General features: G+C 63.2%; 25 protein-coding genes. 21 read left to right on the top strand and 4 right to left on the bottom strand.

What is annotated here, in order from left to right:
- The first annotated feature begins 23 nt into the window (after nucleotides 1-23).
- Both CFE42_RS02620 and recR read left to right on the top strand, forming a co-directional pair.
- Nucleotides 24-323, top strand: a complete 300-nt coding sequence (locus tag CFE42_RS02620; protein ID WP_004626262.1) for an antibiotic biosynthesis monooxygenase — start codon at nucleotides 24-26, stop codon at nucleotides 321-323.
- Nucleotides 323-943 carry a recombination mediator RecR gene (gene recR, locus CFE42_RS02615; RefSeq protein ID WP_004626263.1) on the top strand — a complete coding sequence of 207 codons (621 nt, stop codon included), beginning with the start codon at nucleotides 323-325 and terminating at the stop codon, nucleotides 941-943. Before CFE42_RS02620 ends, recR begins: the two co-directional genes overlap by 1 nt.
- Nucleotides 944-957: 14 nt before the next feature.
- On the opposite strand, the gene CFE42_RS02610 is transcribed toward recR, so the two are convergent.
- A complete protein-coding gene (locus tag CFE42_RS02610; RefSeq protein ID WP_004626265.1) occupies nucleotides 958-2,298 on the bottom strand; it encodes a carbohydrate porin in 1,341 nt (446 codons plus the stop codon).
- A 211-nt stretch (nucleotides 2,299-2,509) separates the two neighbouring features.
- Here CFE42_RS02610 and CFE42_RS02605 point away from each other — a divergent pair, with 211 nt between their 5' ends.
- The 7 genes from CFE42_RS02605 (at nucleotide 2,510) to CFE42_RS02575 (ending at nucleotide 9,409) form a co-directional block, all read left to right on the top strand.
- Nucleotides 2,510-3,424 (top strand): LysR substrate-binding domain-containing protein, encoded by a 915-nt coding sequence (locus tag CFE42_RS02605; RefSeq protein WP_004626267.1) that lies wholly within the window; start codon nucleotides 2,510-2,512, stop codon nucleotides 3,422-3,424.
- 22 nt (nucleotides 3,425-3,446) lie between these two features.
- Entirely contained in the window at nucleotides 3,447-4,655 is a 1,209-nt protein-coding gene (locus CFE42_RS02600) for a CaiB/BaiF CoA-transferase family protein (RefSeq protein WP_004626269.1), read from the top strand.
- 88 nt (nucleotides 4,656-4,743) lie between these two features.
- Nucleotides 4,744-5,793 (top strand): ABC transporter substrate-binding protein, encoded by a 1,050-nt coding sequence (locus CFE42_RS02595; protein ID WP_004626271.1) that lies wholly within the window; start codon nucleotides 4,744-4,746, stop codon nucleotides 5,791-5,793.
- 64 nt (nucleotides 5,794-5,857) lie between these two features.
- Entirely contained in the window at nucleotides 5,858-6,670 is an 813-nt protein-coding gene (locus CFE42_RS02590; protein WP_004626273.1) for an ABC transporter ATP-binding protein, read from the top strand.
- A 23-nt stretch (nucleotides 6,671-6,693) separates the two neighbouring features.
- Nucleotides 6,694-7,485, top strand: a complete 792-nt coding sequence (locus CFE42_RS02585) for an ABC transporter permease (protein ID WP_004626275.1) — start codon at nucleotides 6,694-6,696, stop codon at nucleotides 7,483-7,485.
- 87 nt (nucleotides 7,486-7,572) lie between these two features.
- Nucleotides 7,573-8,202 carry a TetR/AcrR family transcriptional regulator gene (locus CFE42_RS02580; protein WP_037043408.1) on the top strand — a complete coding sequence of 210 codons (630 nt, stop codon included), beginning with the start codon at nucleotides 7,573-7,575 and terminating at the stop codon, nucleotides 8,200-8,202.
- Between the two features lie 100 nt (nucleotides 8,203-8,302).
- Nucleotides 8,303-9,409 (top strand): alkene reductase, encoded by a 1,107-nt coding sequence (locus CFE42_RS02575; protein ID WP_004626279.1) that lies wholly within the window; start codon nucleotides 8,303-8,305, stop codon nucleotides 9,407-9,409.
- A 74-nt stretch (nucleotides 9,410-9,483) separates the two neighbouring features.
- Here CFE42_RS02575 and CFE42_RS02570 read toward each other — a convergent pair whose 3' ends face one another.
- Nucleotides 9,484-10,458 carry an NADPH:quinone oxidoreductase family protein gene (locus CFE42_RS02570; RefSeq protein WP_004626281.1) on the bottom strand — a complete coding sequence of 325 codons (975 nt, stop codon included), beginning with the start codon at nucleotides 10,456-10,458 and terminating at the stop codon, nucleotides 9,484-9,486.
- A 211-nt stretch (nucleotides 10,459-10,669) separates the two neighbouring features.
- On the opposite strand from CFE42_RS02570, the gene surE reads away from it, so the two are divergent.
- The 4 genes from surE to rpoS are packed head-to-tail and all read left to right on the top strand — an operon-like array spanning nucleotide 10,670 to nucleotide 14,359.
- Complete coding sequence (surE, locus tag CFE42_RS02565; RefSeq protein ID WP_004626282.1) at nucleotides 10,670-11,425, top strand: 5'/3'-nucleotidase SurE; 756 nt, start codon at nucleotides 10,670-10,672, stop codon at nucleotides 11,423-11,425.
- A 15-nt stretch (nucleotides 11,426-11,440) separates the two neighbouring features.
- The gene (locus CFE42_RS02560) at nucleotides 11,441-12,385 is read left to right on the top strand and encodes a protein-L-isoaspartate(D-aspartate) O-methyltransferase (RefSeq protein WP_012435313.1); all 945 of its coding nucleotides are present in this window, start codon (nucleotides 11,441-11,443) and stop codon (nucleotides 12,383-12,385) included.
- Between the two features lies 1 nt (nucleotide 12,386).
- Nucleotides 12,387-13,214, top strand: coding sequence for a peptidoglycan DD-metalloendopeptidase family protein (locus CFE42_RS02555; protein WP_004626287.1), 828 nt, complete (start codon nucleotides 12,387-12,389; stop codon nucleotides 13,212-13,214).
- A gap of 8 nt (nucleotides 13,215-13,222) precedes the next feature.
- Nucleotides 13,223-14,359, top strand: coding sequence for an RNA polymerase sigma factor RpoS (gene rpoS, locus CFE42_RS02550; protein WP_004626289.1), 1,137 nt, complete (start codon nucleotides 13,223-13,225; stop codon nucleotides 14,357-14,359).
- Between the two features lie 31 nt (nucleotides 14,360-14,390).
- Here rpoS and CFE42_RS02545 read toward each other — a convergent pair whose 3' ends face one another.
- Nucleotides 14,391-15,254, bottom strand: coding sequence for an endonuclease/exonuclease/phosphatase family protein (locus CFE42_RS02545; protein WP_004626291.1), 864 nt, complete (start codon nucleotides 15,252-15,254; stop codon nucleotides 14,391-14,393).
- Nucleotides 15,255-15,414: 160 nt separating this feature from the next.
- Here CFE42_RS02545 and rlmD point away from each other — a divergent pair, with 160 nt between their 5' ends.
- Entirely contained in the window at nucleotides 15,415-16,767 is a 1,353-nt protein-coding gene (gene rlmD, locus CFE42_RS02540) for a 23S rRNA (uracil(1939)-C(5))-methyltransferase RlmD (protein WP_004626293.1), read from the top strand.
- Between the two features lie 93 nt (nucleotides 16,768-16,860).
- Here the strand turns inward: rlmD and CFE42_RS02535 are convergent, their stop codons facing one another.
- Complete coding sequence (locus CFE42_RS02535; RefSeq protein WP_004626295.1) at nucleotides 16,861-17,562, bottom strand: Bax inhibitor-1/YccA family protein; 702 nt, start codon at nucleotides 17,560-17,562, stop codon at nucleotides 16,861-16,863.
- A 367-nt stretch (nucleotides 17,563-17,929) separates the two neighbouring features.
- Here CFE42_RS02535 and ndk point away from each other — a divergent pair, with 367 nt between their 5' ends.
- From ndk to CFE42_RS02500, 7 genes are all read left to right on the top strand, one after another.
- Nucleotides 17,930-18,355, top strand: a complete 426-nt coding sequence (gene ndk / locus CFE42_RS02530) for a nucleoside-diphosphate kinase (protein WP_004626298.1) — start codon at nucleotides 17,930-17,932, stop codon at nucleotides 18,353-18,355.
- 43 nt (nucleotides 18,356-18,398) lie between these two features.
- The gene (gene rlmN / locus CFE42_RS02525) at nucleotides 18,399-19,550 is read left to right on the top strand and encodes a 23S rRNA (adenine(2503)-C(2))-methyltransferase RlmN (RefSeq protein WP_004626300.1); all 1,152 of its coding nucleotides are present in this window, start codon (nucleotides 18,399-18,401) and stop codon (nucleotides 19,548-19,550) included.
- Nucleotides 19,547-20,344, top strand: a complete 798-nt coding sequence (gene pilW / locus CFE42_RS02520; protein WP_004626302.1) for a type IV pilus biogenesis/stability protein PilW — start codon at nucleotides 19,547-19,549, stop codon at nucleotides 20,342-20,344. Before rlmN ends, pilW begins: the two co-directional genes overlap by 4 nt.
- Nucleotides 20,337-21,419 carry a RodZ family helix-turn-helix domain-containing protein gene (locus tag CFE42_RS02515; RefSeq protein WP_004626304.1) on the top strand — a complete coding sequence of 361 codons (1,083 nt, stop codon included), beginning with the start codon at nucleotides 20,337-20,339 and terminating at the stop codon, nucleotides 21,417-21,419. The genes pilW and CFE42_RS02515 overlap by 8 nt, the downstream gene beginning before the upstream one ends.
- Before the next feature lie 50 nt (nucleotides 21,420-21,469).
- Nucleotides 21,470-22,756: a flavodoxin-dependent (E)-4-hydroxy-3-methylbut-2-enyl-diphosphate synthase gene (gene ispG / locus CFE42_RS02510; RefSeq protein ID WP_004626306.1), complete on the top strand. Its 1,287-nt coding sequence runs from the start codon at nucleotides 21,470-21,472 to the stop codon at nucleotides 22,754-22,756.
- 97 nt (nucleotides 22,757-22,853) lie between these two features.
- Entirely contained in the window at nucleotides 22,854-24,176 is a 1,323-nt protein-coding gene (hisS, locus tag CFE42_RS02505; protein WP_086003679.1) for a histidine--tRNA ligase, read from the top strand.
- A 66-nt stretch (nucleotides 24,177-24,242) separates the two neighbouring features.
- Nucleotides 24,243-24,878 carry a tetratricopeptide repeat protein gene (locus CFE42_RS02500; RefSeq protein ID WP_004626309.1) on the top strand — a complete coding sequence of 212 codons (636 nt, stop codon included), beginning with the start codon at nucleotides 24,243-24,245 and terminating at the stop codon, nucleotides 24,876-24,878.
- The last annotated feature ends 9 nt before the right edge of the window (nucleotides 24,879-24,887 follow it).

Raw genomic sequence — 24,887 nt, 5'->3', positions numbered from 1 at the left:
GCAACGCCCGCCAGGATTGCGCCATGGTGCTGGAATCTGCACTGCTGCACGTCACGCCCGGCCAGGAAGCCGCCTTTGAGACGGCCTTCGGCGAGGCTCGCCACATCATCGGTGCGATGCAGGGCTTCGTTTCGCTGTCGCTGTCGCGCTGCATGGAGAAGACGAGCGACTATCTGTTGCTGGTGCAGTGGCAGACGCTGGAAGACCACACCATCGGCTTTCGGCAATCGCCCGAGTACCAGCGCTGGCGTGCGCTGCTGCATCACTTCTATGATCCGATGCCGGAAGTGCTGCACCACACGACTGTTCTGGAGCACGCGTGATGCGTAACGCTCCAGGCACGCCGTCGGCGCTGCAGATGCTGGTTGAAGCCTTGCGCGTGCTGCCGGGCGTGGGCCCCAAGTCTGCCCAGAGGATGGCGTATCACCTGATGCAGCATGACCGCGAGGGGGCGGCGCAGCTGGCACAGGCGCTGTCTGAGGCAACGGAATCGATCCAGCACTGCAGCCGCTGCAATACCTTTACCGAGCAGGAAGTTTGCGAGACCTGCTTGGACACGCGCCGCGATGCATCGGTCCTGTGCGTGGTGGAAACGCCCGCTGATCAGATGATGATCGAGCAGACGCTGACCTATCGCGGCCAATACTTCGTGCTGATGGGGCGGCTCTCGCCGCTGGACAACATCGGCCCGAAAGAGATCCACCTCGAACGCTTGCTGGCCCGCGCGACCGACCCTGCGCTGGGCGGGCCGTGCGCCGAGGTCATCCTCGCCACCAACTTCACCAGCGAAGGCGAGGCGACTGCCCATTACATTGGTGAGATGTTGAAGGCGCGCGGTATCAAGGCGACGCGTCTTGCGCGTGGCGTGCCGGTAGGCGGTGAGCTGGAATACGTGGACGCCGGCACCATCGCTCGCGCCGTGCTGGATCGGCGCCAACTCTGATCTTCCGCAGCTGCTTAAAATTCAGCGTGGATGCGCGCCCCGACGATCGACACCGGGCCGCGGTCCCGGTTGTACGCCGGATGGACCACATACTGGTAGTTCAGGCCCAGCGTGAGGTGTTTGATGGCCGCCCAGTTGTAGTACAGCTCGGCGATGCGTTCGGTGCCGTAGTTGAGGGCGCCATCACCAATCAGTACGCCCATGCCGCCGGCCGCAAAATATTGGCGTGCCGCGCGCGACAAGCCGTTCACCACCACGGCGGCACCGAACGTGTCGTTCGGGCGTCCCCAACGATTGCCTTTCAGGGAGAACCCGGCCGACACCGACTGGTTGATGTCGGTGAACTCGAATGTTTCCTTGCTGCCGTCGTTCATGCTGGCCCGTGCGAAGACGCCCAGGTCGGAGGTGATTTCCTGCTCCAGGTTCAAGGCAACACCGGGGCGCCAGGCGAGGCGCCGCACGAGGCCCGTGTCCGGCGTGTTGCCCGTCTGTTGGGCGAGGTTGACCGCATCGCCATAACCACCCATCCGGCCTCGCGTTGCAAAGGCGAGCAGCTTGACCTTGCCCGGGCGGCCGAACCAATCATGGCGCGCTTCAAATTCGCCCACCCACTGGTACTGCTTCCAAGTGGTGTCGATCGTGACACTGTTGGGTACTGCCGAAAGCGCGAAGAGTCCGCCGCGCAGCGACCACCACGATTGCGTCCATTCCACCGCCAGACCATGCGTGTATCCCCAGGCGTCCGCTGCATAGTCGAATGCGCCGGCATCGATCACCGCCCAGTTCAGGAAATCGCCCCGCGGGTCGTGCGCGTACGTGTTCGTGTCGAATATGTCTGCCACCGAGAACTTGCCGACGGTGATGGTGACGTTGTCTGCCGAGCGGCTGCCGGCAAGCTGGTTGGGACCTGACTCTACTGCCTGCTGCTCGCCGCCGAGATTGATGACCTGCCGCAGGAACAAGCGCGGCAGCTTGCGGTAGGGAGCATTGTTGCCGATCTTGTAGGCCTCCCCGCTTGAGAAGCCGGCCAGGCCGACCGTATTGCTTAGTCCGAAACCTTGGTCGATTTCCGGGTTCGCGTACAGCTCGGCACCCTTCCACAGGCGCAGCCCGAGGTAGAGCGTGACGTCGACCGTCTCCTTGGTGTTGTTGTCAGGCGTGAGGCTATTGGTGCCGCTGTACGGCGAGCGGAACGACGGATGCCATTGCGTCACGTTGGTGAACTGTCCATGCACGTTCCATCGCTCCGGCTCTGGGATGTCCGTGGCAGGCGTATCGGCGCCAGCCGCCAGCGCAGCGCTTTGCAGACTCAATACGAGCATGAAGGCCGCCGTGGCTTGTTGCACGGCTCCCATCAGAGTGAATGGACGGCGAGGGATGACGTGAAGAGGCAGCGAGGGCATGAGGCACGACAAATGGGGCAACCGCTAGAATTCCGGGCTGGCGCAGCCGGAATGAGGCAAAAACCCGGCCATGCTAAGCGCTACGTCATGACTTGCCGATGAAAACTGTAACGATTCGCATTGACCTGTCGCGTTTCTCCAACTCCGCCGGATTATCCGCATCATGAATCTCGCCCGCTTCGATCTCGTCACCCTCGGCCTGTTTGTGGCGGTGGCCCGGCTGGGCAGCATCTCGGCCGGGGCGCGCCAATCGCACCTGGCTGTGGCGGCGGCCAGCAAGCGGATTTCCGATCTGGAAGCGGCCGTGGGCGCGCCGTTGCTGTATCGCCATGCCGCGGGTGTAGAACTGACCGAAGCGGGGCAGGCGTGCTTCCGCCACGCTGTCGGCATCCTGCAGGACGTCGAGCGTATGGCCGGCGCGCTGTCGGACTTTGCCGCCGGCACGCGCGGGCTGGTACGCGTGTGGGCCAATACCTCGTCGATTACGCAATTCCTGGCTGACGACCTGGCCGCCTTCATGCTGGCCAATCCGGCCATCCGCATCGCGCTGGAAGAGCAGGACAGCGGCGATATCGTTGCCGCGCTGCGCGAGAACCGCGCGGACCTCGGCATCTTTGCGGCCGGTACACCGTGCGAGGGGCTGCAATCGTTCGACTATCGCGAGGACGATCTCGCCTTGGTCACGCCGCGCGGGCATCCATTGGCCGGGCGCAAGCAGGTTCACTTCGCCGACGCCGTGGATTTCGACTTCGTCAGCCTGCCGCCGGGCACGTCGCTGGCCGCGCAACTGGTCGACGAAAGCTTGCGTCTGGGCAAGCCGTTGCGCCTGCGCATCCAGGTGCGCAGCTTTGAAGCCGTTTGCCGGATGGTGGCCTCCGGCCTGGGCGTGGGCGTGTTGCCGCGCATCGCCGCACAAAGCCATGTATCGAGCCTGCCGGGCGCCGGTCTGGCGCTCGTGGCGCTCCAAGACGAATGGGCGCATCGCCGCCTGCTGGTGGGCGTGCGTGACCCCGATGCGCTGACCAGCTCAGCACGCCTGTTGATGACGCATCTGCTTGGCAACCCCGCCGCACTCTGAATTCAACGCTCTCTATACGACCATGCCGACACAGGTTTTGCAGGACATCCGCGTGCTCGAACTCGGGCAACTGATTGCCGGGCCGTTTGCCGCCAAGACGCTCGCCGACTTTGGCGCACAGGTCATCAAGATCGAGCCGCCGGGGCAGGGCGATCCGCTGCGCAAATGGCGGATGCTGCATGAGGGCACGTCAGTCTGGTGGGAAGCGCAGTCGCGCAACAAGCAGTCGGTCTGTGTCGACCTGCGTGTCCCGGAAGGACAGGAAGTCGTTCGCAAGCTGGCTGCCGAAGCCGATGTGCTGATCGAGAATTTCCGCCCCGGCACGATGGAAAAGTGGGGGCTGTCGTACGAGGCGCTGTCGACCGACAACCCGAAGCTGATCATGTTGCGCGTGTCGGGCTATGGCCAGACGGGCCCCAAACGGGATGAACCGGGCTTTGCGGCCATTGCCGAAGCCATGGCCGGCCTGCGTTATTTGACCGGTGAGCCGGGGCGCCCACCTGCCCGTGCAGGGCTGTCGCTTGGCGACACGATCGCCGGCCTGCATGGCGCGCTGGGCGTGTTGCTGGCCTTGTACGAACGCGATGCGCGCGGCGGCAAGGGGCAGGTGATCGACGTGGCGCTCTATGAATCCGTGTTCAACCTGACGGAGAGCCTGTTGCCCGAGTATTCGGTGTTCGGTGCGATCCGCCAGCCGGCGGGTGGGGCGCTGCCGGGCATCGCGCCGTCGAACGCCTACCGCTGCGCCGGCGGTGAATACGTCCTGATTGCCGCCAACGGCGACAACATCTTCCGTCGCCTGATGCAACACATGGGCCGGCATGATCTGGCCGACGATCCCGGCCTGGCCCGCAACGACGGCCGCGCGGCGCGTGCCGAGGAAATCGACGCTGCCGTCAATGCTTGGACAAGCACGCTCCCCATCGCCGATGTTCTGGCTGCGCTGCATGCGGCCGAAGTGCCCTGCGGTCCGATCTACACCGTCGCAGACATTGCTGCCGACCCGCACTATCGCGCACGCGGCGTGATCGAAACGGTGCGCGCGCAGTCGGGCATCGAGGTGGAGATGCCGGGCGTGGTGCCCAAGCTTTCCGCCACGCCGGGCGCCGTGCAGGCGAGCGCGCCGCGCCTGGGCCAGCACACGCGTGACGTACTGCGCGGCCACGGCCTGACCGATGGGCAGATCGATGCGCTGGTTTCGCAAGGCATCATTGCCGAAGTCAAAAGCTAAACAGCTAGGACGATCCCGCATGTTGTGTTGCAAATCGTTGCGGTAATATCGCCGCCGAGGCAGTGAACGCACAGAACAGGAGACAGGCATGGGGACACAAGTCATCGGGCGCTGGGCAAAGTGGATGGGCGCTGCACTGTGTGCGACGAGCCTGCTGGCTGCCAGTCCAGCCGTTCTGGCGCAGGGCAAACCTGAAAAGAGCAAGGTCACCATCGCGGTGGGCGGCAAGGCGTTGTTCTACTACCTGCCGCTGACGATTGCCGAGCGTCTGGGTTACTTCAAGGACGAAGGCCTGGACGTTGAAATCGTCGACTTTGCTGGCGGCGCAAAAGCCCTGCAGGCCGTGGTGGGCGGTAGCGCCGACGTGGTGAGCGGCGCGTACGAGCACACGCTGGTGCTGCAGGCCAAGGGGCAGATGTACCAGGAGTTCGTGCTGCAAGGGCGGGCCCCGCAGATCGTGCTGGCGGTCAACAACAAGACGCTGCCCAACTACAAGTCGATTGCCGATTTGAAAGGCAAGAAGATCGGCGTGACGGCTCCCGGTTCGTCGACCAACATCATGGTCAACTATGTGCTGGCGCGCGCCGGCATCAAGCCGAACGAAGTGTCGATCATCGGCGTGGGTCCGAGCAGCGGGGCGATTGCCGCCGTGCGTGCTGGGCAGATCGATGCCCTGGCCAACCTGGACCCGGTGATGTCGATGCTCACGCAAAAGAACGAAGTGCGCGTCGTGTCCGATACCCGCACCCTGGCCGATACCAAGGCGGTGTTCGGTGGCAACATGCCGGCCGGCTGCCTGTACGCGTCTACCGCGTTCATCCAGAAGAATCCCAACACGACGCAGGCGATGACCAACGCCATGGTGCGTGCGCTCAAGTGGCTGCAAAAGGCGGGCCCGTCGGACATCGTCAAGACGGTGCCCGAAGCCTATCTTTTGGGCGACCGTGCGCTGTATCTGGCGGCGTGGGAGAAGGTGCGTGAGGCCATCTCGCCGGATGGCACGATGCCGGCCGACGGCCCGGCTACGGCGCTGCGCACGCTGTCGGAGTTCGATGCGGAAGTGAAGGGCAAGCAGATCAAGCTCGACCAGACCTTCACCAATACCTTCGTGCAGAAGGCCAACGCCAAGTACAAGTAAGTCCCACAGGCTTTCAGCAACGCGCCCGGTTCCGCCCGGGCGCATTGCTTTTGGACCGCAGACCATGTCCCATCCCGCGCTTTCGTTCGATCAGATCACCTGCACGTTCATCTCGCCCGACACGCCGAGCCAGCGTTACACCGCTGTGCAAAACACCTCGCTGGAGGTGCATGCCGGCGAGTTTGTTTCGGTGGTGGGCCCGACGGGTTGCGGCAAATCCACGTTGCTGAATCTGGCGGCCGGCCTGTTGCAGCCGTCTTCCGGGCAGGTGCGGGTGTTTGGCGAGCCGCTGGTCGGTATCAACCGTCGCGCCGGCTACATGTTCCAGGCCGAGGCGCTGATGCCATGGCGCAGCGCGCTCGACAACGTGATGGCCGGGCTGGAGTTTCGAGGCATGCCCGACAAGGAGGCGCGTGATTTGGCGATGTCCTGGCTTGCGCGCGTGGGTTTGGCCGGCTTTGAAGACCGCTACCCGCATCAACTCTCCGGCGGCATGCGCAAGCGTGTAAGCCTGGCGCAAACGCTGGTGCTCGACCCCGACATCATCCTCATGGACGAGCCGTTTTCCGCGCTCGATATTCAGACGCGCCAGCTGATGGAAAACGAGGTGCTCGATCTCTGGGCCGCCAAGCGTAAGGCGGTGCTGTTTATCACGCACGATCTGGACGAAGCGATTGCCATGAGCGACCGCGTGGTCGTTCTGGCTGCCGGCCCCGGCACGCACCCGATTGGCGAATTCACCATCGACCTTCCGCGCCCGCGCGATGTGGCAGAGATTCGCGATCAGGCCGGCTTCGTCGACCTGCACTCGCGCATCTGGGATGTCCTGCGCGAAGAAGTGCTCAAGGGCTATGCGCAGCACCGCCGCGTGGCTTGACCTGAATCTGAACGATTGCATCCATGGCTAACCGTCCGCTTTCTCCATTTGCGCTGCGCACCTGGCAGCTTGGCCTGTTGGTCGTCACGTTGGGTGTGTGGCACTTCGCCACGCGCTCGCAGGAAGTCGCGTTCTTCTTTGGGGAACCGCTGATCGTTGCCCAGCGCATCTGGGCGTGGTTCGTGACCGAAGGCGATATCTATCAGCACCTTGGCGTGACGCTGGCCGAGACGGTGCTGGCATTTGCCATCGGCACGGCCACCGGCCTGGGTGCGGGGCTGTGGCTGGCGCTGAGCCCGGCTGTCTCGGCGGTGCTTGATCCGTACATCAAGGCCGCCAACTCGATGCCGCGCGTGATCCTGGCGCCAATCTTTGGCGTGTGGTTCGGACTGGGGATCTGGTCAAAGGTCGCGCTGGCGGTGACGCTGGTGTTCTTCATCGTCTTCTTCAACGTCTATCAGGGCGTGAAGGAAGTGAGCCCGGTCGTGCTGGCCAATGCACGCATGCTGGGCGCATCGCAGCGGCAGCTGCTGCGCTTCGTCTATCTGCCGAGCGCGACGAGCTGGGTGTTTTCATCGCTGCATACGTCAGTGGGCCTGGCCTTCGTCGGGGCGGTGGTGGGCGAGTACCTGGGCTCCGCGCGCGGTGTCGGTTACTTGATCCTGCAGGCTGAAGGTACGTTCGACATCAACACTGTCTTTGCGGGCATCGTCGTGCTGACGGTCTTTGCGCTGGTCCTGGACTGGCTCGTGGGCTTGATGGAAAAACGCCTGATGCGCTGGCAACCGAAGAGCGGCGAGACTGAAAAGCTCTGAGCGCGCTGACGACGCGAACGTCACATCGACCCTGCCAGGAGCAGGGTCATGCAGCTAGACGGTCGGTCTACTACAATGCGATCCGTCATGAGCAAGCACCCCGAACCCGTCACCGCTGAAGGCGCCGAAGCCCGGCACGACACCCGCGACCGCATCCTGGACGCTGGCGCCGAGCTGATCCTCGGGCGCGGTTTTTCGGCCGTCGGTTTGGCGGAAATCCTTGGCCGTGCGCAGGTACCCAAGGGCTCGTTTTATTACTACTTCGGGTCGAAGGAAGATTTTGGCGTCGCCATGCTGGAGCGCTATTTCCAGGACTACGACGCGGGCGTTGTCAGCCTGTTCAACGACACGCGCATCACCGCCCGTGAGCGGCTGCTGCGCTATTTCTTGGCCTGGATCGATCTGCATGAGCGCAGCGCGTGCGAAGTCACGTGCCTGGCGGTCAAGCTTTCAGGCGAGGTATCGGATTTGTCGGAGCCGATGCGCAAGGTGTTGTCGACAGGGATGACGCGCATGGTCGAGCGCATTGCCACCGCGATCGAGGCCGGTGTCGCCGACGGCTCGTTGGCGCCGGTGCAGGACGCGCACGAACTGGCCGAAGGCCTGTACGCCATGTGGATGGGTGGTGCACTGCTGGCCAAGGCGCACCGCACGGTCGACGCGTTCAAGAGCTGTGTCGCGCAAACGGAAGTGCTGCTGGCCAAGCCCAAACACTGATTCCATTCTGAAACCAATTGCCTGCGAGGCACGTTCCTCGCTTTTTCTTTGATTCCGGTTCTAGATGACCGGTCGAATAGTCCCTCTTCCAGGAGCTGATATGACTCAACAACTGCTGTCCCCGGTTCAGACCGGCCGTACGACCCTCGCCAATCGTGTCGTCATGGCGCCGCTTACGCGCTCGCGCGCCGGCCAGCCGGGTGACGTGCCGACCGAATTGAACGTGACCTATTACGCGCAGCGCGCAACCGCTGGTCTGATCGTCACGGAAGCCACGCAAATTTCCCGCCAGGGCCAGGGCTACGCCTGGACGCCGGGCATGTACACCGATGCACAGGAAGCCGGCTGGAAGACCGTGGTGGATGCTGTGCACGCCAAGGGTGGCCGCATCTCGCAACAGCTTTGGCACGTGGGCCGCATTTCCAACACGCTGCTGCAGGAAAACGGTCAGGCTCCCGTCGCGCCGTCAGCCATCGTCGCCAAGGGCGCGCAGAGCTTTGTCGTGCAGCCCGACGGCACGCCCGCCAATGTGCCGACCAGCGAGCCGCGTGCCCTGGCCACGGAAGAAATCCCCGGTGTGATCGCGCAATACCGCCAAGCCGTGCTGCGCGCGCGCCGCGCCGGTTTCGATTTCGTTGAAATCCACGCCGCCAACGGTTATCTGCTGCACCAATTCCTGTCGACCAACAGCAACCAGCGCACCGACCAGTACGGCGGCTCTCTGGAAAACCGTGCCCGACTGATTCTCGAAGTCGTTGACACTGCCATCGACGAGATTGGTGCAGATCGCGTCGGCATTCGCCTGTCGCCGCACTTCGTCGCGCATGACATTGCCGACGCACAAGCCGAAGAAAGCGCGTTGTACCTCGCCCGCGAGCTGACTAAGCGTGGCATCGCCTACCTGCACATCGCTGAGCCGGATTGGGCCGGCGGTCCCGAGTTGACCAACGATTTCCGTCGTCAACTGCGCGACGCCTTCAAGGGCACGCTCATCGTGTGCGGCCAATACACGGCGGAAGAGGGCGAGCAAATGATTGCCTCCGGTCTGGCCGATGCCGTGGCGTTCGGACGCCCGTTCATCGCCAACCCCGACCTGGTGGCGCGCTTCCGTGCCGGCGCATCGCTCAACAAGCCGGATCGCGAAACGTTCTACGGCGGCCAGGAAAAGGGCTACACCGACTATCCGACGCTGGAAGAGGCGGCCTGATAAGTCGCTGCACCAAAGAAAAAGCCGCGCAGGTTGATCGCCTGCGCGGCTTTTTTTGTCTGGCGCCTAAGTCTTTAAGGCTGGATCACCACCTTGCCCGTCACCTTGCGTGCGGCCATGTCCAGCAGCGCTTGTGTCGTCTGCTCCAGCGGATAGCGCGCCGAGATATGCGGGCGGATCTTGCCTTCCTGCATCCAGCCGAGCATCTGCATCATGTTCGCCAGGTTCGCCTTCGGCTCGCGGCGCGCGAATTCGCCCCAGAACACGCCAACCAGCGATGCGCCTTTCAGCAGTGCCAGGTTCAGCGGCATCTTGGGGATCTCGCCATTGGCAAATCCGACAACGAGGTAGCGGCCACGCCAGGCAATTGAACGGAACGCCGGTTCCGCATAGATGCCGCCGACCGGATCATAGATCACGTCCGGGCCCTTGCCGTCGGTCAATTCCTTGATGCACTCGCGCAGGTCTTCGGTCGAATAGTTGATGAGCGCATCAGCGCCGTGGTCCTTGCAGACCGCCAGCTTCTCGTCGCTCGATGCTGCGGCGATCACGCGTGCGCCGATCGCCTTGCCGATCTCGATGGCCGCCAGCCCGACGCCGCCCGCAGCGCCCAGCACCAGCATCGTCTCACCAGCCTTCAGTTGCCCGCGATCGACCACCGCGTGGTGCGACGTACCATACGTGAGCGTGAATGCCGCAGCGGTGTCGAACGCCATGCCCGGCGGCATCGGCATCACCACCTTGGCCGATGCCTTCACCTGTGAAGCAAACGCGCCCTGGCCAAGAAAGGCGATCACGTGGTCGCCGGCCTTGAGGTGCGACACGCCTTCGCCTACTGCATTGACCACGCCCGCGACTTCCGAGCCGGGGGTAAACGGCAGCTCCGGCTTGAACTGGTACTTATTCTGGATGATCAGCACGTCAGGAAAATTCACCCCCGCAGCCTTCACGTCGATCACGACTTCGCCAGCACCCGGCGAGAGGTCCGGCAGCGTTTCGATCACCAGCGACTCGGGCGGGCCCCAGGTCTTGCAGACGACGGCTTTCATCATGTGTCTCCTCAACAGTCTTGCGTTGGATTGTTCGCCATCTCGCATGCATTGCACGCGATCTCGTCTGGCAGTGTAACCGAATAAAAGCACGATCGTTCGATTTGACCGGCTGCGATGAAGCGTCCAGCCTGTCGATGCGTATTTTGTAAGCGTGTAGAACGTGTGCCCAAGCACGATTCGCGAACGTTGCTCGGTTACAATCCGCGCCATGCATATTCTCATTGCCAACGACGACGGATACCTCGCCCCCGGGCTTGCAGCGCTGCATCGCGCGCTGAGCCCCCTCGGCCGCGTGACGGTGGTCGCACCAGAACAGAACCACAGCGGCGCGTCGAACTCGCTCACGCTGCAGCGTCCGCTTTCGGTGTTTGAAGCGACCGACGGTGCCCAGAAGGGTTTTCGCTTCGTCAACGGCACGCCGACCGATTGCGTGCACATCGCGCTCACCGGCATGATCGAAGAGAAACCCGATCTTGTCGTCTCCGGTATCAACCAGGGCCAGAACATGGGTGAAGACGTGCTGTATTCCGGCACGGTCGCCGCCGCCATCGAAGGTTACCTGTTCGGTATTCCGTCGATTGCGTTTTCGCAGGCCGACAAGGGCTGGGCGCACCTTGACGCTGCCGAGCGCGTTGCCCGCGAGGTGGTCGAGCGCTATCTGTCCGATCCGCTGGACGGGCCGGTCCTGCTGAACGTCAACATCCCGAATCTGCCGTACGCCGAGCTGGCTGGTTGGCGTGCGACGCGTCTGGGCAAGCGGCATCAGTCGCAGCCGGTGATCCGCCAGGCCAATCCACGCGGCGAGCCGATCTTCTGGGTCGGTGCCGCCGGCGATGCAAAAGACGCCAGCGAGGGCACCGATTTTCACGCCGTTGCGCACGGCTTCGTCTCGCTGACACCGCTGCAGCTCGATCTGACCGATACGGCCCAACTGCGCACCGTGCGCCGCTGGCAGACGCCATGATCGCCACGGTGGCTCATGTCTGAACGCCCGCGCGACCGGCGCTTCCCGTTGACGCTCGACGCGGTGGTCGAGCGCAAGCCCGTGGAACGCCAGCGTGAGACGCGTATCTCGTCTGGGGTGAGCGCGGTGTCACGTCCCACGCCGGTGCGTGCGGCATCCGTCGAACGCGCGTCACCCGCATCCGCCCCCGCACCTGCGCCGCAACGCGTGGCGGGGGTCGACGCTGCGGTCGGCGCCGTCGCTGCGAGCGCCGTGCAGGCACGCACGGCGGCAGCGCATGCGGCGGCGGGCGGCATGGCGTCGGACCGCGCGCGTCAGGCATTGGTTGGCCGGGTGCAAGCAGGTGGCGTGAGTGACAAGCGCGTGCTGGCAGCAATCGGCACTGTGCCACGCCATCTGTTCGTCGATGCCGGCCTGGCGTCGCAGGCGTATGAGGATTCCGCATTGCCGATCGGCCATCAGCAAACGATCTCGAAGCCGTCAGTTGTCGGGCGGATGATCGAGTTGTTGTTGAGTGGACGGTCGGGCCGCACCGGCATGCCGCTGGCACGTGTGCTGGAAATTGGCACTGGCTGCGGCTACCAGGCAGCCGTTCTGGCGCAACTGGCGGACGAGGTGTACTCCATCGAGCGCGTTCGCCCGCTGCACGAAAAAGCCAAAGCGAACTTGCGGCCACTCCGCGTGCCAAACATCCGTCTGCACTATGGTGACGGCATGCTTGGGCTGCCGAAGGCCGCGCCGTTCGACGCCATCATCCTGGCGGCGGCGGGGCTGGAGGTGCCGCAGGCGCTGCTCGACCAGCTGACCGTCGGCGGCCGGCTGATCGCCCCCGTTGCCACCGACCGCAACAGCGGTCCGGCGCAGCAGCTCGTTCTCATTGAGCGTCGCAGCCGCTTCGAGTTTCACAGTACCGCGCTTGAAGGCGTTTTCTTTGTCCCGTTAAAATCAGGAACTGTTTAGCATGTTCATTTCCCGGAGCTCCATGAACCGTCCAAGCCCCGCACGCGCAGGCCGGCTCGCCGTGGCGATGGTGTCGGCCGCACTGCTGGCGGCTTGCGCATCCTCCGGCAACCAGGCCCCTGTTCTCGACCGCACCTCGCGTGCAGGCAACACTGGCACCGTGTCGCAAGAGCCGCCGCCCCCCGGCTACTATCGTGTCAAGCGTGGCGATACCTTGTACAGCATCGCATTGCGTAACGGCCAGGCGCCGCGAGACCTGGTAGCCTGGAACAATATCGCCAACCCGAACCAGATCGAAGTCGATCAGTTGTTGCGCGTTGTACCGCCGAACGCGGATGTCAGCAGCACTGGGGCCGTCGTTACGCCGGTTCGCCCGACCAATACAACTACGCAGCCAGTCGATTCCATCGCGGTCACGCCGCCGCCCACTGCGTCGTCCAGCGCTCCTGCCGGGGCAAGCGACAGTGCAATCTCGCTGGGCTGGCCGGCACGCGGCTCACTCATCAACCGTTTCGATGACAAGAGCAACAAGGGCATCGACATTGGCGGCAAACGTGGCGACGCGGTGGTTGCTGCTGACGACGGAAAAGTGATCCACGTTGGACCCTTGCGTGGGTACGGGAATCTTGTCATCATCAAACACAACGACACGTTCCTGACCGCCTACGGCAACAACGACAAGGTTCTGGTCACCGAGCAATCCACGGTCAAGAAAGGGCAGAAGATCGCCGAAATGGGCAGTACCGATGCGGATCGCGTGAAGCTTCATTTTGAAGTGCGCCGCAACGGTAAGCCGGTCGATCCGATGCGCTACTTGCCGCCTCAATAGAGGAATGCATGCCGCGCCAGAAAGCCGCCACGCCCGTCACCCCAGCCGATGACAACATCGACGCTGCTGTAGAGGGCCAGCGCACCCCAAACGGGCGCGCTGGGCGGCGTGCGCGCGGTGCGGCGCAACCTCCTGCTGAAGAGATCGAAGTCGTCGATGCGCTTGTCGACGACCTCCCTGTTGCCGATTCCGCCGATCTCAACGACACGTCCGACAGTGCCGACGAGCCGGACGAAGAAGAGGAGGAGGGCGAAGAGGCCGAGGAGGCCGCACCCGAGGAAGATTTCCGCAAGGTGCTGCAGGCCGAGCTGGCCGCCGACACTGTTCAGCACTATCTCAATCGCATCAGCATCAAGCCGCTCCTGACGCCAGCAGAAGAACTGCATTTTTCGACGCTGGCCAAGGCCGGCGAATTCGCAGCGCGCCAGGTCATGATCGAGCGCAACCTCCGCTTGGTCGTGAGCATCGCCAAAGGTTATCTGAACCGCGGTGTGCCGCTGCTCGATCTGATCGAGGAGGGCAACCTGGGTCTGATGCACGCGATCGAAAAGTTCGATCCGGAACGCGGGTTCCGCTTCTCGACGTATGCAACGTGGTGGATCCGCCAAAGCATCGAGCGCGCGATCATGAATCAGGCGCGCACCGTCCGTTTGCCGGTGCATGTGATTCGCGAGCTCAATCAGGTGCTGCGCGCTAAGCGCCATCTGGAAAAGAGCGGCGTGGATGGCCGAGACGCGAGCCTTGAAGACATCGCCCACCTGCTTGGCAAGACCACGGAAGAAGTGCAGGACGTGCTCTCGCTCAACGAGCACACGACTTCGCTGGATACGCCGTTTGATCTTGATCCGGGCACGAGCCTGCTCGACTTCCTATCGGACGAGCATGGCGCATCGCCGGATCAGGAAGTGGCCCATCGCGAGCTGTCGCAGTTGATGAAGTCGTGGCTCGCACGCTTGTCCGACAAGCATCGCTATGTGGTCGAGCGCCGCTTTGGCCTCAACTACATCGAGCCTGCAACGCTGGAAGAACTGGCCGCCGAGATGGGTTTGACGCGCGAACGCGTGCGGCAGATCCAGCAGGAGGCGCTGGTCAAGCTAAAGCGTCATTTCGCCTCTCAGGGCGTACGCAAAGACGCGGTGCTGTAAGGCGCCGCTGTCCCTCTTTCGTTCCCCTTTTTCAGTCGTTCCGCAGCGCCAGCAGCATCGGTTGATGATCCGATGCCTGTGTAGCGCTGTTGATTTCCAGGCGCAGCACACGCGGTTTCAGTGGCTCGCTAATCAGCATGAAATCGCACGCGTAGGCTGGTTCAGTCCAGTCAGCGCGGTCGTAGACACCGAAGGTCGGCGGCTGCGGCGTTGCGCCGTGCGCAATCTCCCACGCATCATGCAAAGCGGGTTCGCGAGCGAATGGCGCGGTGGCCAAGCGCTTGGGCATGGAATCCGCTTTGCAGTTGAAATCACCGCAGATGATGGTTGCCTTGGTCTGCGCGAGCGGCCGGAAAGGGCCCGCTTCGGGTTCTGCGCCAAGCGTGGCTGGTTGATTCGCACGCGCGCAACCTTCCGTGTGGATGGCTCGCAGCGCATCGATTTGCGCCACACGTTGCAGCTCCGAGTAGTACTCCAGATGGGTGGTGACGATGCGCAAGACACCAAACGGCGCCTGCACCACCGCCTCAATGGCCATTCGCGGCATGCACGGTGTGGCATCCGGCGGACAGGGCAATGCATGGCGCTGGATGTAATGCACGGGCAGGCGGGTGGCAATGGCGTTGCCGAAGCGCTGCACATGCGCGCCGTTGTGGCGCTCCAGCGCGAAGCCGCCGATGACGGTGTACTCGCTGCCAAGCGCCTCGGCGAGCTCGCTCCATTGGTCCGCGCCTGGTTGCCCCGGCAGATCACTGAAGCCGGAGGTGACTTCCTGCAGGCACAACACGTCGAATTCGGCCATCTCCCGCCCTTGCTTGAGTTGGCGCGCGAGGCTGACGTGCCCGTCGGCGCCACGGCCCCACTGGATATTCCACGTCAGGATGACGGTGCCCATGCTGGTCCTCCGGTATCTTACAATGCCGCCCTTGTCCTCATTTTGCCCAGGCTCGCTCGTGTCTCAAGCTGCACCCAACGTCACGCCTTCCTCTTCTGCTCCAGTAACGGTCGCGCCGGACACGCCGCCGGCCAAGCCTCGTGGTCGCCGCAAGCCCGAAATGCCCGTGGCGGGCCCGCTCGACATCGTCTCGCTGGATGGCGAAGCGCGCGGCATCGGCCGTTTGACCAACGAGGACGGCACGCCGGGGAAGGTTGTGTTCGTGGAAGGCGCGTTGCCGGGGGAGCGGGTCATGTACCGCAGTCACCGCGTAAAGCCGTCGTACGAGCAGGCGGGTGTCGTCAACATTCTGCGCCAGTCTGCTTCACGCGTGACGCCGCAGTGCAAGTTCTTTGGAGTGTGCGGTGGCTGCTCGATGCAGCATCTGGATTCGCGCGCACAGGTTGCGATCAAGCAGCGCGTGCTGGAAGACGACCTCTGGCATCTGGCCAAGCTGCGTCCCGACGTAGTATTCCGCCCCATTGCTGGCCCGGATTGGGGCTATCGCTATCGCGCCCGTCTGACCGTGCGCCATGTTGCGGCCAAAGGCGGCGTACTGGTGGGTTTTCACGAGCGCAAGAGCAGCTATGTGGCGGACATGACGTCGTGCGAGGTGTTGCCGCCGCACGTGTCCGCGCTGCTGGTTCCGTTGCGCGAATTGGTGGGCCGCCTGTCGATCGTACAACGTATGCCGCAGATCGAACTGGCGGTCGGCCAGGATGTAACCGCGCTGGTGTTGCGCAACCTAGAGCCGATTACCGCTGAGGATGAGGCGGAGCTGCGTGCTTTCGCCGATCATCACAACATCCAGTTCTGGCTGCAGCCGAAGGGCCCGGATACGGTCTATCCGTTCTATCCGCTCGATCGCACGCTGACGTACACGTTGCCCGAGTTCGGCATCACCATGCCGTTCAAGCCGACGGATTTCACGCAGGTCAATCACCAGATCAACCGGGTGCTGATGTCGCGCGCGCTGAAACTGCTCGACGCGCAGCCGGGCGATCGGCTGCTCGACCTGTTCTGCGGTATCGGCAATTTCACGCTGCCGATGGCCACACGTGCCCGCGAGGTTATGGGCATCGAAGGCAGTGAGGCGCTGACGACACGTGCGCTTGCCAACGCCCAGCACAATGGCCTGCACACGAAGACCTCATTCGCTTGCCGCAATCTGTTTGAGGTGTCGGCTGATGACATTGCCGCGCTGGGCAAGTTTGATCGTTGGCTGATCGATCCGCCCCGCGAAGGGGCGCTGGCCGTGTCCAAGGCGCTCGCCGAGCTGTCGCAGCGTGGCGGTGATGCGGCCGATTTGCTGCCGAAGCGCATCGTCTATGTGTCGTGCAATCCGGCGACGCTGGCGCGCGACGCAGGCTTGCTGGTGCACGAGGCAGGCTACCGACTGGCGGGTGCGGGCGTGGTGAACATGTTCCCGCACACGTCGCATGTCGAGTCGATGGCGGTGTTCGAGCGCGACTGATCTGAGCGATTCCGCGTCTCACGGACAAAGAAAAACCGGCGCACCAGGCGCCGGTTTTTTTTCGCTGCGCTGTTGCCAGCGTGCTGTGCGTGCTTAGTTACGATTGCCGCCGAAGATCCCCAGGATCGCCAGCAGGTTCGTGAAGATGTTGTAGACGTCCAGGTAGATCGCCAGGGTGGCGGTTACGTAGTTGGTCTCGCCGCCGTTCACGATGCGCTGCACGTCGAACAGGATGTAGGCGGAGAAGATCGCGATGGCCAGCACCGAAATCGTCAACATCATCGCCGGCAATTGCAGCCAGATATTGGCCACCGAGCCAACGATCAGCACCAGCACGCCCATGAACAGCCATTTACCCAGGCCCGAGAAATCGCGCTTGCTGACCGTGGCTACCGTCGCCATCACACCAAAGATGATCGCCGTGCCGCCGAACGCCGTCATGATGAGCGACGCACCGTTCGAGAAGCCCAGAATCATGCCGATCAGCCGCGACAGCATCAACCCCATGAAGAACGTGAAGCCGAGCAGCAGTGCCACGCCCAGGCTGCTGTTCTTGAAGCGCTCAATGGCGTAGAAGAAGCCAAAGGCCACTGCCATGAAGATGACGAAACCCATCAGCGGGTTACGTCCCATCAGATTGAATCCGGTGGCGACACCAATCCACGCACCGAGGATGGTGGGGATCATGGAAAGCGCGAGCAGCCAATAGGTATTGCGCAGCACGCGGTTGCGGACGGCCAACGCGCCGGCGGTGCCGGAAGCGCCAAAACCGTACGTGTTGAGTTGGTTGTCCATGCGAACTCCTTGGGTGAATGACATTGCAGACAATACGACGATACAGCGAACGTGGCATCCGAACCGGGCTTTTGCAAGCCACACCGTCCTTACTTGGAGAGTCAGCATGCCACGCGGTTCCGACCACTGGTGGGCGATCGCGCCGGAAAATGCCCTTGACGGGTGATTTTTTGTGCTCTCGATAAGGGGATGCTAAGGCGTGTTCGTCGGGCCGACGAGCCCTGTAGTGAAAAGTGACGATATCGTCTCCTGATGCGGCCGGCGTACGCGGCATCCGGTTGCACCGCTTGACATCCATCCGGTTCCCTCCCGTGTTAGAATCTCACGTTTATCTTTCACGTAACACCTTCATTTTTTGGAGTTTTTGATGGCGCTCGAACGCACTTTGTCGATTATCAAACCGGATGCCGTGGCCAAGAATGTCATCGGCCAGATCTACGCCCGCTTCGAAGGAGCCGGCCTGAAGATCGTCGCAGCCAAGATGATCCACCTGTCGCGCGCAGAAGCCGAGCAGTTCTACGCCGTGCACAAGGAGCGCCCGTTCTTCAAGGATCTGGTGGACTTCATGATCTCTGGCCCGGTGATGGTGCAGGCTCTGGAAGGCGAAAACGCAATCGCCAAGAACCGTGACCTGATGGGTGCTACCGACCCAAAGAAGGCTGAGAAGGGCACGATTCGCGCCGACTTCGCTGACAGCATCGACGCCAACGCCGTGCACGGTTCGGATGCTGCTGAAACGGCTGCCGTGGAAGTCGCCTTCTTCTTCCCGGGCCTGAACATTTACAGCCGCTAAGCGTCAACACTAGACTGGGATTGGTGGTTTCGGGTTGCAAGTCATGAGCGATGTGGTGAATCTCCTCGATTTCGACGCACAGGGTCTTCTCGCGTACTGCGAGAGCCTGGGTGAGAAGTCGTTCCGCGCCAAGCAATTGCAGCGCTGGATTCACCAGTCGGGTGCGTCCGAGTTTGGCGAGATGACGGATCTCGCCAAGTCGCTGCGCGAAAAGCTCGCGACCCGCGCCAACATCCAGGCGCCGGCGGTCATTTCCGATCACCTTTCGTCGGACGGCACACGCAAGTGGCTGGTCGACGTTGGGCAGGGCAATGCCGTCGAGACGGTCTACATCCCCGAAGAGACGCGCGGCACGCTATGTGTGTCGTCTCAGGCGGGGTGTGCCGTCAACTGCCGGTTCTGTTCGACCGGCAAGCAAGGTTTCTCGCGCAATCTCAGCACTGGCGAGATCATCGGCCAGCTCTGGATGGCCGAATTCGCCATGCGTAAGCAGCTTGGCCGTGGCCCCAAGGACGACCGCGTTATCACCAACGTGGTGATGATGGGCATGGGTGAGCCGCTGCTGAACTACGACGCTGTGGTGCCGGCTCTGGCCCTGATGCTTGACGACAACGCGTATGGCCTTTCGCGCCGGCGCGTAACGGTATCCACGTCCGGCGTGGTTCCGATGATGGACCGCCTTGCGCGGGATGTGCCGGTGGCGCTTGCTGTGTCGCTGCATGCGTCCAACGATGCGCTGCGCGACGTGCTCGTGCCGCTCAACAAGAAGTACCCGCTGGCCGAACTGATGGCTGCCTGCCGCCGCTATCTCGAGTTTGCCCCGCGTGATTTCATCACCTTTGAATACTGCATGCTCGACGGCGTCAACGACACCGTCGAGCATGCCCGTGAACTGCTGCGCGTCGTGGCCGACGTGCCGTGCAAGTTCAACCTGATCCCATTCAACCCGTTCCCGGAATCGGGCTTGAAGCGCTCGAACAATGAGCAGATCCGCCGCTTCTCGCAAGTGCTGCTGGACGCCGGCATCGTCACCACCATCCGCAAGACGCGGGGCGACGACATCGATGCGGCCTGCGGCCAGCTCGCTGGCGAGGTCAAGGACCGCACGCGCTTGTCCGAGCGCGGCAAGTTCGGCAAGATCGTCGAGATCCCCGTGGTCGGGGCCGACTCAACTCACCGCATAGGTACCGCATGAAGCGTTGGTCGACTGCTGTCAGTCTGGTCTTCACGCTGGCAGCCGCCGGGTGCGCGTTGTCGCCGCCGGTCCAGACACAGACACGAGAAGTTACAACAGTACCCGATCAAAAGGCCGACGCCGGTCGCCGGGCCGCGATCCGATTACAACTCGCGACGCAGTACCTGGAAGCCGGCCAGAATGCGACAGCGCTTGAGGAAATCAAGAACGCCATCGCGATCGATCCGAACGTGCCGAATGCATATCACATCCGCGCGCTGGCTTACATGAACCTTGGTCAACGCGAACAGGCTGACGAGAGTTTCCGCAGCGCTCTGGCCGCGACACCACGAGACGGTGACCTGCTGAACAACTACGGCTGGTTCCTGTGCTCGCAAGGCGGCAAGCCAGATCAAGGCATGGCGATGCTGCGCCAAGCCATCGAGGCGCCGGCCGCCGGCAGCCCCGCCAAACCGTGGACGAACCTGGGCGTTTGCCAGATGCGTCAGGGCGATCTGGATGGCGCCGAGAAGAGCTTGACGCGCGCTACCTACATCGATGCAAACAATTCGCTGACCAACCTGACATTGGCGCAGCTGTACTACAAACGCCGCGAATATTCGCGTGCCATGCCGTTTATCGAGCGTGTGAATGGCCGCGGCAATCCGACGGCAGAAAGCCTGTGGCTGGGCGCTCGCATCGCGCGCCGCCTCGGCGACACTTCGCAGCAGAACGCATGGAGCGCGCAATTGCAGCGCCGCTTCCCCAATGCGCCCGAAGAGGCGGCATTCGAACGAGGAGCCTGGGATGACTGACCGCGAGGTGGCAAGCGCTGCCGATTTTTCTCATGGCGCGGCGCCTGTCTCGAATCCGCCTGCCGCCCCTTCGCCGGAGCGCGACGATGCGCTGCGCGAGATTGCCGAACGTCTGCGTGCCGGCCGTGAGCGTCAACGGCTGACTGTCGACGATCTGGCCACGCGCCTGAAAGTGGCGCCGGGCAAGTTGTTGGCGGTGGAATCGGCGGATGTCAGTGCGTTGCCTGACATGACGTTTACCAAGGGCCTCATGCGCGCCTATGCGCGCGCCCTGCAGGTCGATGTCGATGACCAGCTTGCGCGTTTGAACGCGCGTGCGCCGGTCACCAACATCGGCTTGCGTCCCGAGGGCGGGCTGGGTGAATCGTTTTCGGACAAGCCGAGTTTCGCCAAGCGTCGCGGCGGCAATGGCCGCTGGCTGATTGGTGCGCTGGTTGCGGTGATTGTGGCGGCCGGTGCGCTGGCCGGTATGGACCGTCTGAAGCAATGGTTCGCCACGCAAACGGCAGCCACGCAAAATACCGAATCCACCGCGAAGGAAACGCCGGCTGCGGAGCAAACCGCGCCCGCGCAAGTGGCTCCAGCAACTGAGCAGGCTCCGTCCGAAACGCCGGCCGCTTCGATGCCGACACCGCTGACGCCTGTTACACCGGCCGCTCCAGCATCGGGTGTGGTGACTGCGCCATTGGCGCCGCCGCCTACGCTGCCACGTTCGGACAACGGTGCCGTTCCGGCGCCCGCCGTAGCGGCTGCGGGTGGCAAGCCGGCTGTCATCAACGTCGAGGCTCCGGTCGCTGCTCTGCCGACAGAAGCTGCCAAGCCGGCTGAATCGGGCGGCGGTTCGGTCTCGGTGCGCTTCTCCGGTTCGTCTTGGTACGAGATCAAGGACAAGACCGGCAAGACGCTCGCCAGTGGCATTTCCAAGGAAGGCGACGCGCGTGATCTGACCGGCACGCCGCCGTTCAAGGTCGTCTTCGGCAATGCAGGAGCCGTTGAATCGCTGGCCGTCGGTGGCGCGACCGTCGATCTGCAGAAGTACGCCCGCAATCGCGTGGCACGGGCCACGTTGCCCTGAACCGTTTTGTAATTGGCGCGGTGCCTGTAGGCAGCGCGCCCTGTCTGATCATGGAAATCTCCACGCCTCTCGATTGCGCTCCAGCCTTGGTGGGCCCGCTGCCGCGCCGGAACTCGCGCGCCGCGCAAATCCGCTGGGGTGATCGTGTCGTGCACGTCGGTGGCGACGCGCCGGTCTGCGTGCAATCGATGACGAATACCGACACGTCGGACGCCATCGGTACCGCAATCCAGGTAAAGGAGCTGGCGCGTGCTGGCTCTGAGTTGGTGCGCATCACAGTGGATACCCCGGCCGCCGCGGCCGCGGTGCCGGCCATCCGCGAGCAGCTCGACCGCATGGGTGTGGATGTGCCGCTTGTCGGCGATTTCCACTACAACGGCCACAAGCTGCTGCAGGACTATCCGGAGTGCGCGCAGGCGCTATCCAAGTACCGGATCAACCCCGGCAACGTCGGGCAGGGTGCCAAGCGTGACACGCAGTTCGCGCAGATGATCGAGATTGCTTGCCGCTATGACAAGCCGGTGCGTATCGGCGTGAACTGGGGCAGCCTCGATCAGGATCTGCTTGCGCGCATCATGGACGAGAACGCGCAACGTGCAACCCCCTGGGATGCCCGCGCCGTGATGGTCGAGGCGCTGATCACCTCCGCGATCCAGTCCGCGCAAAAGGCTGAAGAACTGGGCTTGCCAGGCAGCCAGATCATCCTGTCGTGCAAGGTGTCGGCGGTGCAGGATCTGATTGCTGTGTACCGCGAGTTGGCGCGTCGCTGCCATTACGCGCTGCACCTGGGCCTGACCGAGGCCGGCATGGGGAGCAAGGGTATCGTCGCTTCCACGGCGGCGTTGTCGGTGCTGCTGCAGGAAGGCATCGGCGACACGATCCGCATTTCGCTCACGCCGGAACCGGGTGCGCCGCGCGAGAAGGAAGTCATCGTCGCGCAAGAGATTCTGCAGACCATGGGCCTGCGCAATTTCACGCCCATGGTGATCGCGTGCCCGGGTTGCGGGCGCACGACCAGCACGGTGTTCCAGGAACTGGCGGCGCGCATCCAGTCGTATTTGCGCGAGCAGATGCCGGTGTGGAAGGAGCAGTACCCCGGCGTCGAAGAGATGAATGTGGCCGTGATGGGCTGCATCGTCAACGGCCCCGGAGAGAGCAAGCACGCCAATATCGGCATTTCGCTGCCAGGCACGGGCGAGTCGCCGGCGGCGCCGGTTTTCGTTGACGGCGTGAAGGTGAAAACACTGCGCGGCGAGCGCATCACGGAAGAATTCCAGGCGATCGTCGACGAGTACGTGCGGACGCATTACGGCGCACAGACTCCGGCGACGGTCTAAAGCGACATCAGGCTTCGGAAACCAAAGCCGAAGCACGAAACGACCGGCCGGCTCTGCATGAAGGTAGATGCGAGAAGTCGGCTTTCAACGTGACATCATGAGCGATACACAAAAACAACGCGTGCAGAAGATCGCTGGCGTCAAAGGCATGAACGACTTGCTGCCTGCTGATGCCCCGCTGTGGGAGCACTTTGATAACGCCGTGCGCAGCATGCTGCGCGCCTATGGCTACCAGCAGATCCGCACGCCGATCGTTGAGCAGACGCAACTGTTTGTGCGTGGCATCGGCGAGGTGACGGACATCGTCGAGAAGGAGATGTACACCTTCACCGATGCGTTGAACGGCGAACAACTGACCATGCGCCCCGAAGGCACCGCTGCCGCTGTGCGCGCCGTGATCGAGCACAACCTGCTGTACGACGGCCCGAAGCGCCTGTGGTACACCGGCCCGATGTTCCGCCACGAGCGTCCGCAGCGCGGCCGCTATCGCCAATTCCATCAGGTGGGTGTGGAAGCGCTGGGCTTTGCAGGCCCGGACATCGACGCTGAAGTCATCCTGATGTGCCAGCGCCTGTGGGACGACCTCGGCCTGGTCGGCCTGAAGCTGGAGCTGAACTCGCTCGGACAGGCGGAAGAGCGTGCCGCGCACCGTGCCGATCTCATCAAATATCTGGAAGGTTTCCAGGACGTTCTGGATGAGGACGGCAAACGCCGTCTGTACACCAACCCGCTGCGCGTGCTCGACACCAAGAACCCCGCGCTGCAGGACATGGCTGCCGGCGCGCCGAAGCTGCTCGACTACCTGGGCGACGAATCGCGCGCGCACTTTGAAGGCGTGCAGAAGCTGCTCAAGGCGAACAACATTCCGTTCATCATCAACCCGCGTCTGGTGCGCGGGCTGGATTACTACAACCTCACGGTCTTTGAGTGGACGACCGACAAGCTGGGCGCGCAAGGCACAGTGGCGGGGGGCGGCCGCTATGACCCGCTGATCGAGCAGATAGGCGGCAAGCCTGCCCCCGCATGCGGCTGGGCGATGGGCGTGGAGCGCATCATCGAATTGTTGCGTGAGGAAAAGCTGGAGCCTGAAGCGCAAGGCTGTGACGTCTACATCGTCCATCAGGGCGACGAGGCGCAGGTCCAGGCGCTGATCGCGGCAGAGCGACTGCGCGACGCCGGCCTCGACGTCATCCTTCACGCCTCGCCGGAGGGTCGCAACGGTAGCTTCAAGTCGCAGTTCAAGCGTGCTGACGCAAGTGGCGCATCCTATGCGGTTATCATTGGCGACGACGAAGTCACCCAAGGCGTCGCCCAGATCAAGCCGCTGCGGGGCGATCCAACCGCGGATGCCCAGCAGACCGTGCCGTCGAACCAACTGGTCGACCGCCTGATCGACGCCATGGTGGCCAATAACGACTAACAGCGGGCAGCTGACCTCGGCAGCGAACGACCGCGATTCACTCCCAATATTCAAGCTCTGCAAAGCATGGCCTACGATCTCGAAGAACAGGAACAAATTGAGAGCCTCAAGCACTGGTGGCGTGATAACGGCAACGTAGTCACATGGGTCGCCATCGTGGTGCTGCTGGCTGTGGCCGGTTGGTTTGGCTGGAAGAACTGGCAGCGCAAGCAGGCCGGCGAAGCGTCCGTGCTGTACGAGCAGGTACAGAAGGCCGTTGATGGCAAGGATGCTGAGAAGATCAAGCGCGCCGCCACTGACATGGAAGACAAGTTCGGCGGCACGGCTTACGCGCAGATGACCGCGCTGGCCGCAGCCAAGGCGCTGTACGAAGCCAACGATGTAGCCAGCGCCAAGGCGCAGCTGCAATGGACGGTTGATCATGCGCGCGACGACGAATACAAGGCGCTCGCCAAGCTGCGCCTGGCTGGCCTTCTGCTCGATGAGAAAGCCTACGATCAGGGCATCGCGCTAGTCTCCGGCGACGTTGCGCCGGCGTTCGCCGGGCTCTACGCCGATCGTCGCGGCGATCTGCTGGCCGCGCAGAACAAGAACGAAGACGCCCGCGCTGCCTACAAGCTGGCGTTGGAAAAGTTCGGTCCGGCTGACGCTTCGGCGCGCCAGATCGTGCAGTTCAAGCTGGATGCCCTGGGCGGCGCCTGATTGGCGCAC

Source organism: Ralstonia sp. PBBBR1, assembly GCF_002256165.1.
GTDB classification, from domain to species: Bacteria; Pseudomonadota; Gammaproteobacteria; order Burkholderiales; family Burkholderiaceae; genus Ralstonia; species Ralstonia thomasii.
The sequence above is the reverse complement of the archived record's forward strand: the minus strand, read 5'-3'. Positions and strand labels throughout refer to the sequence as shown.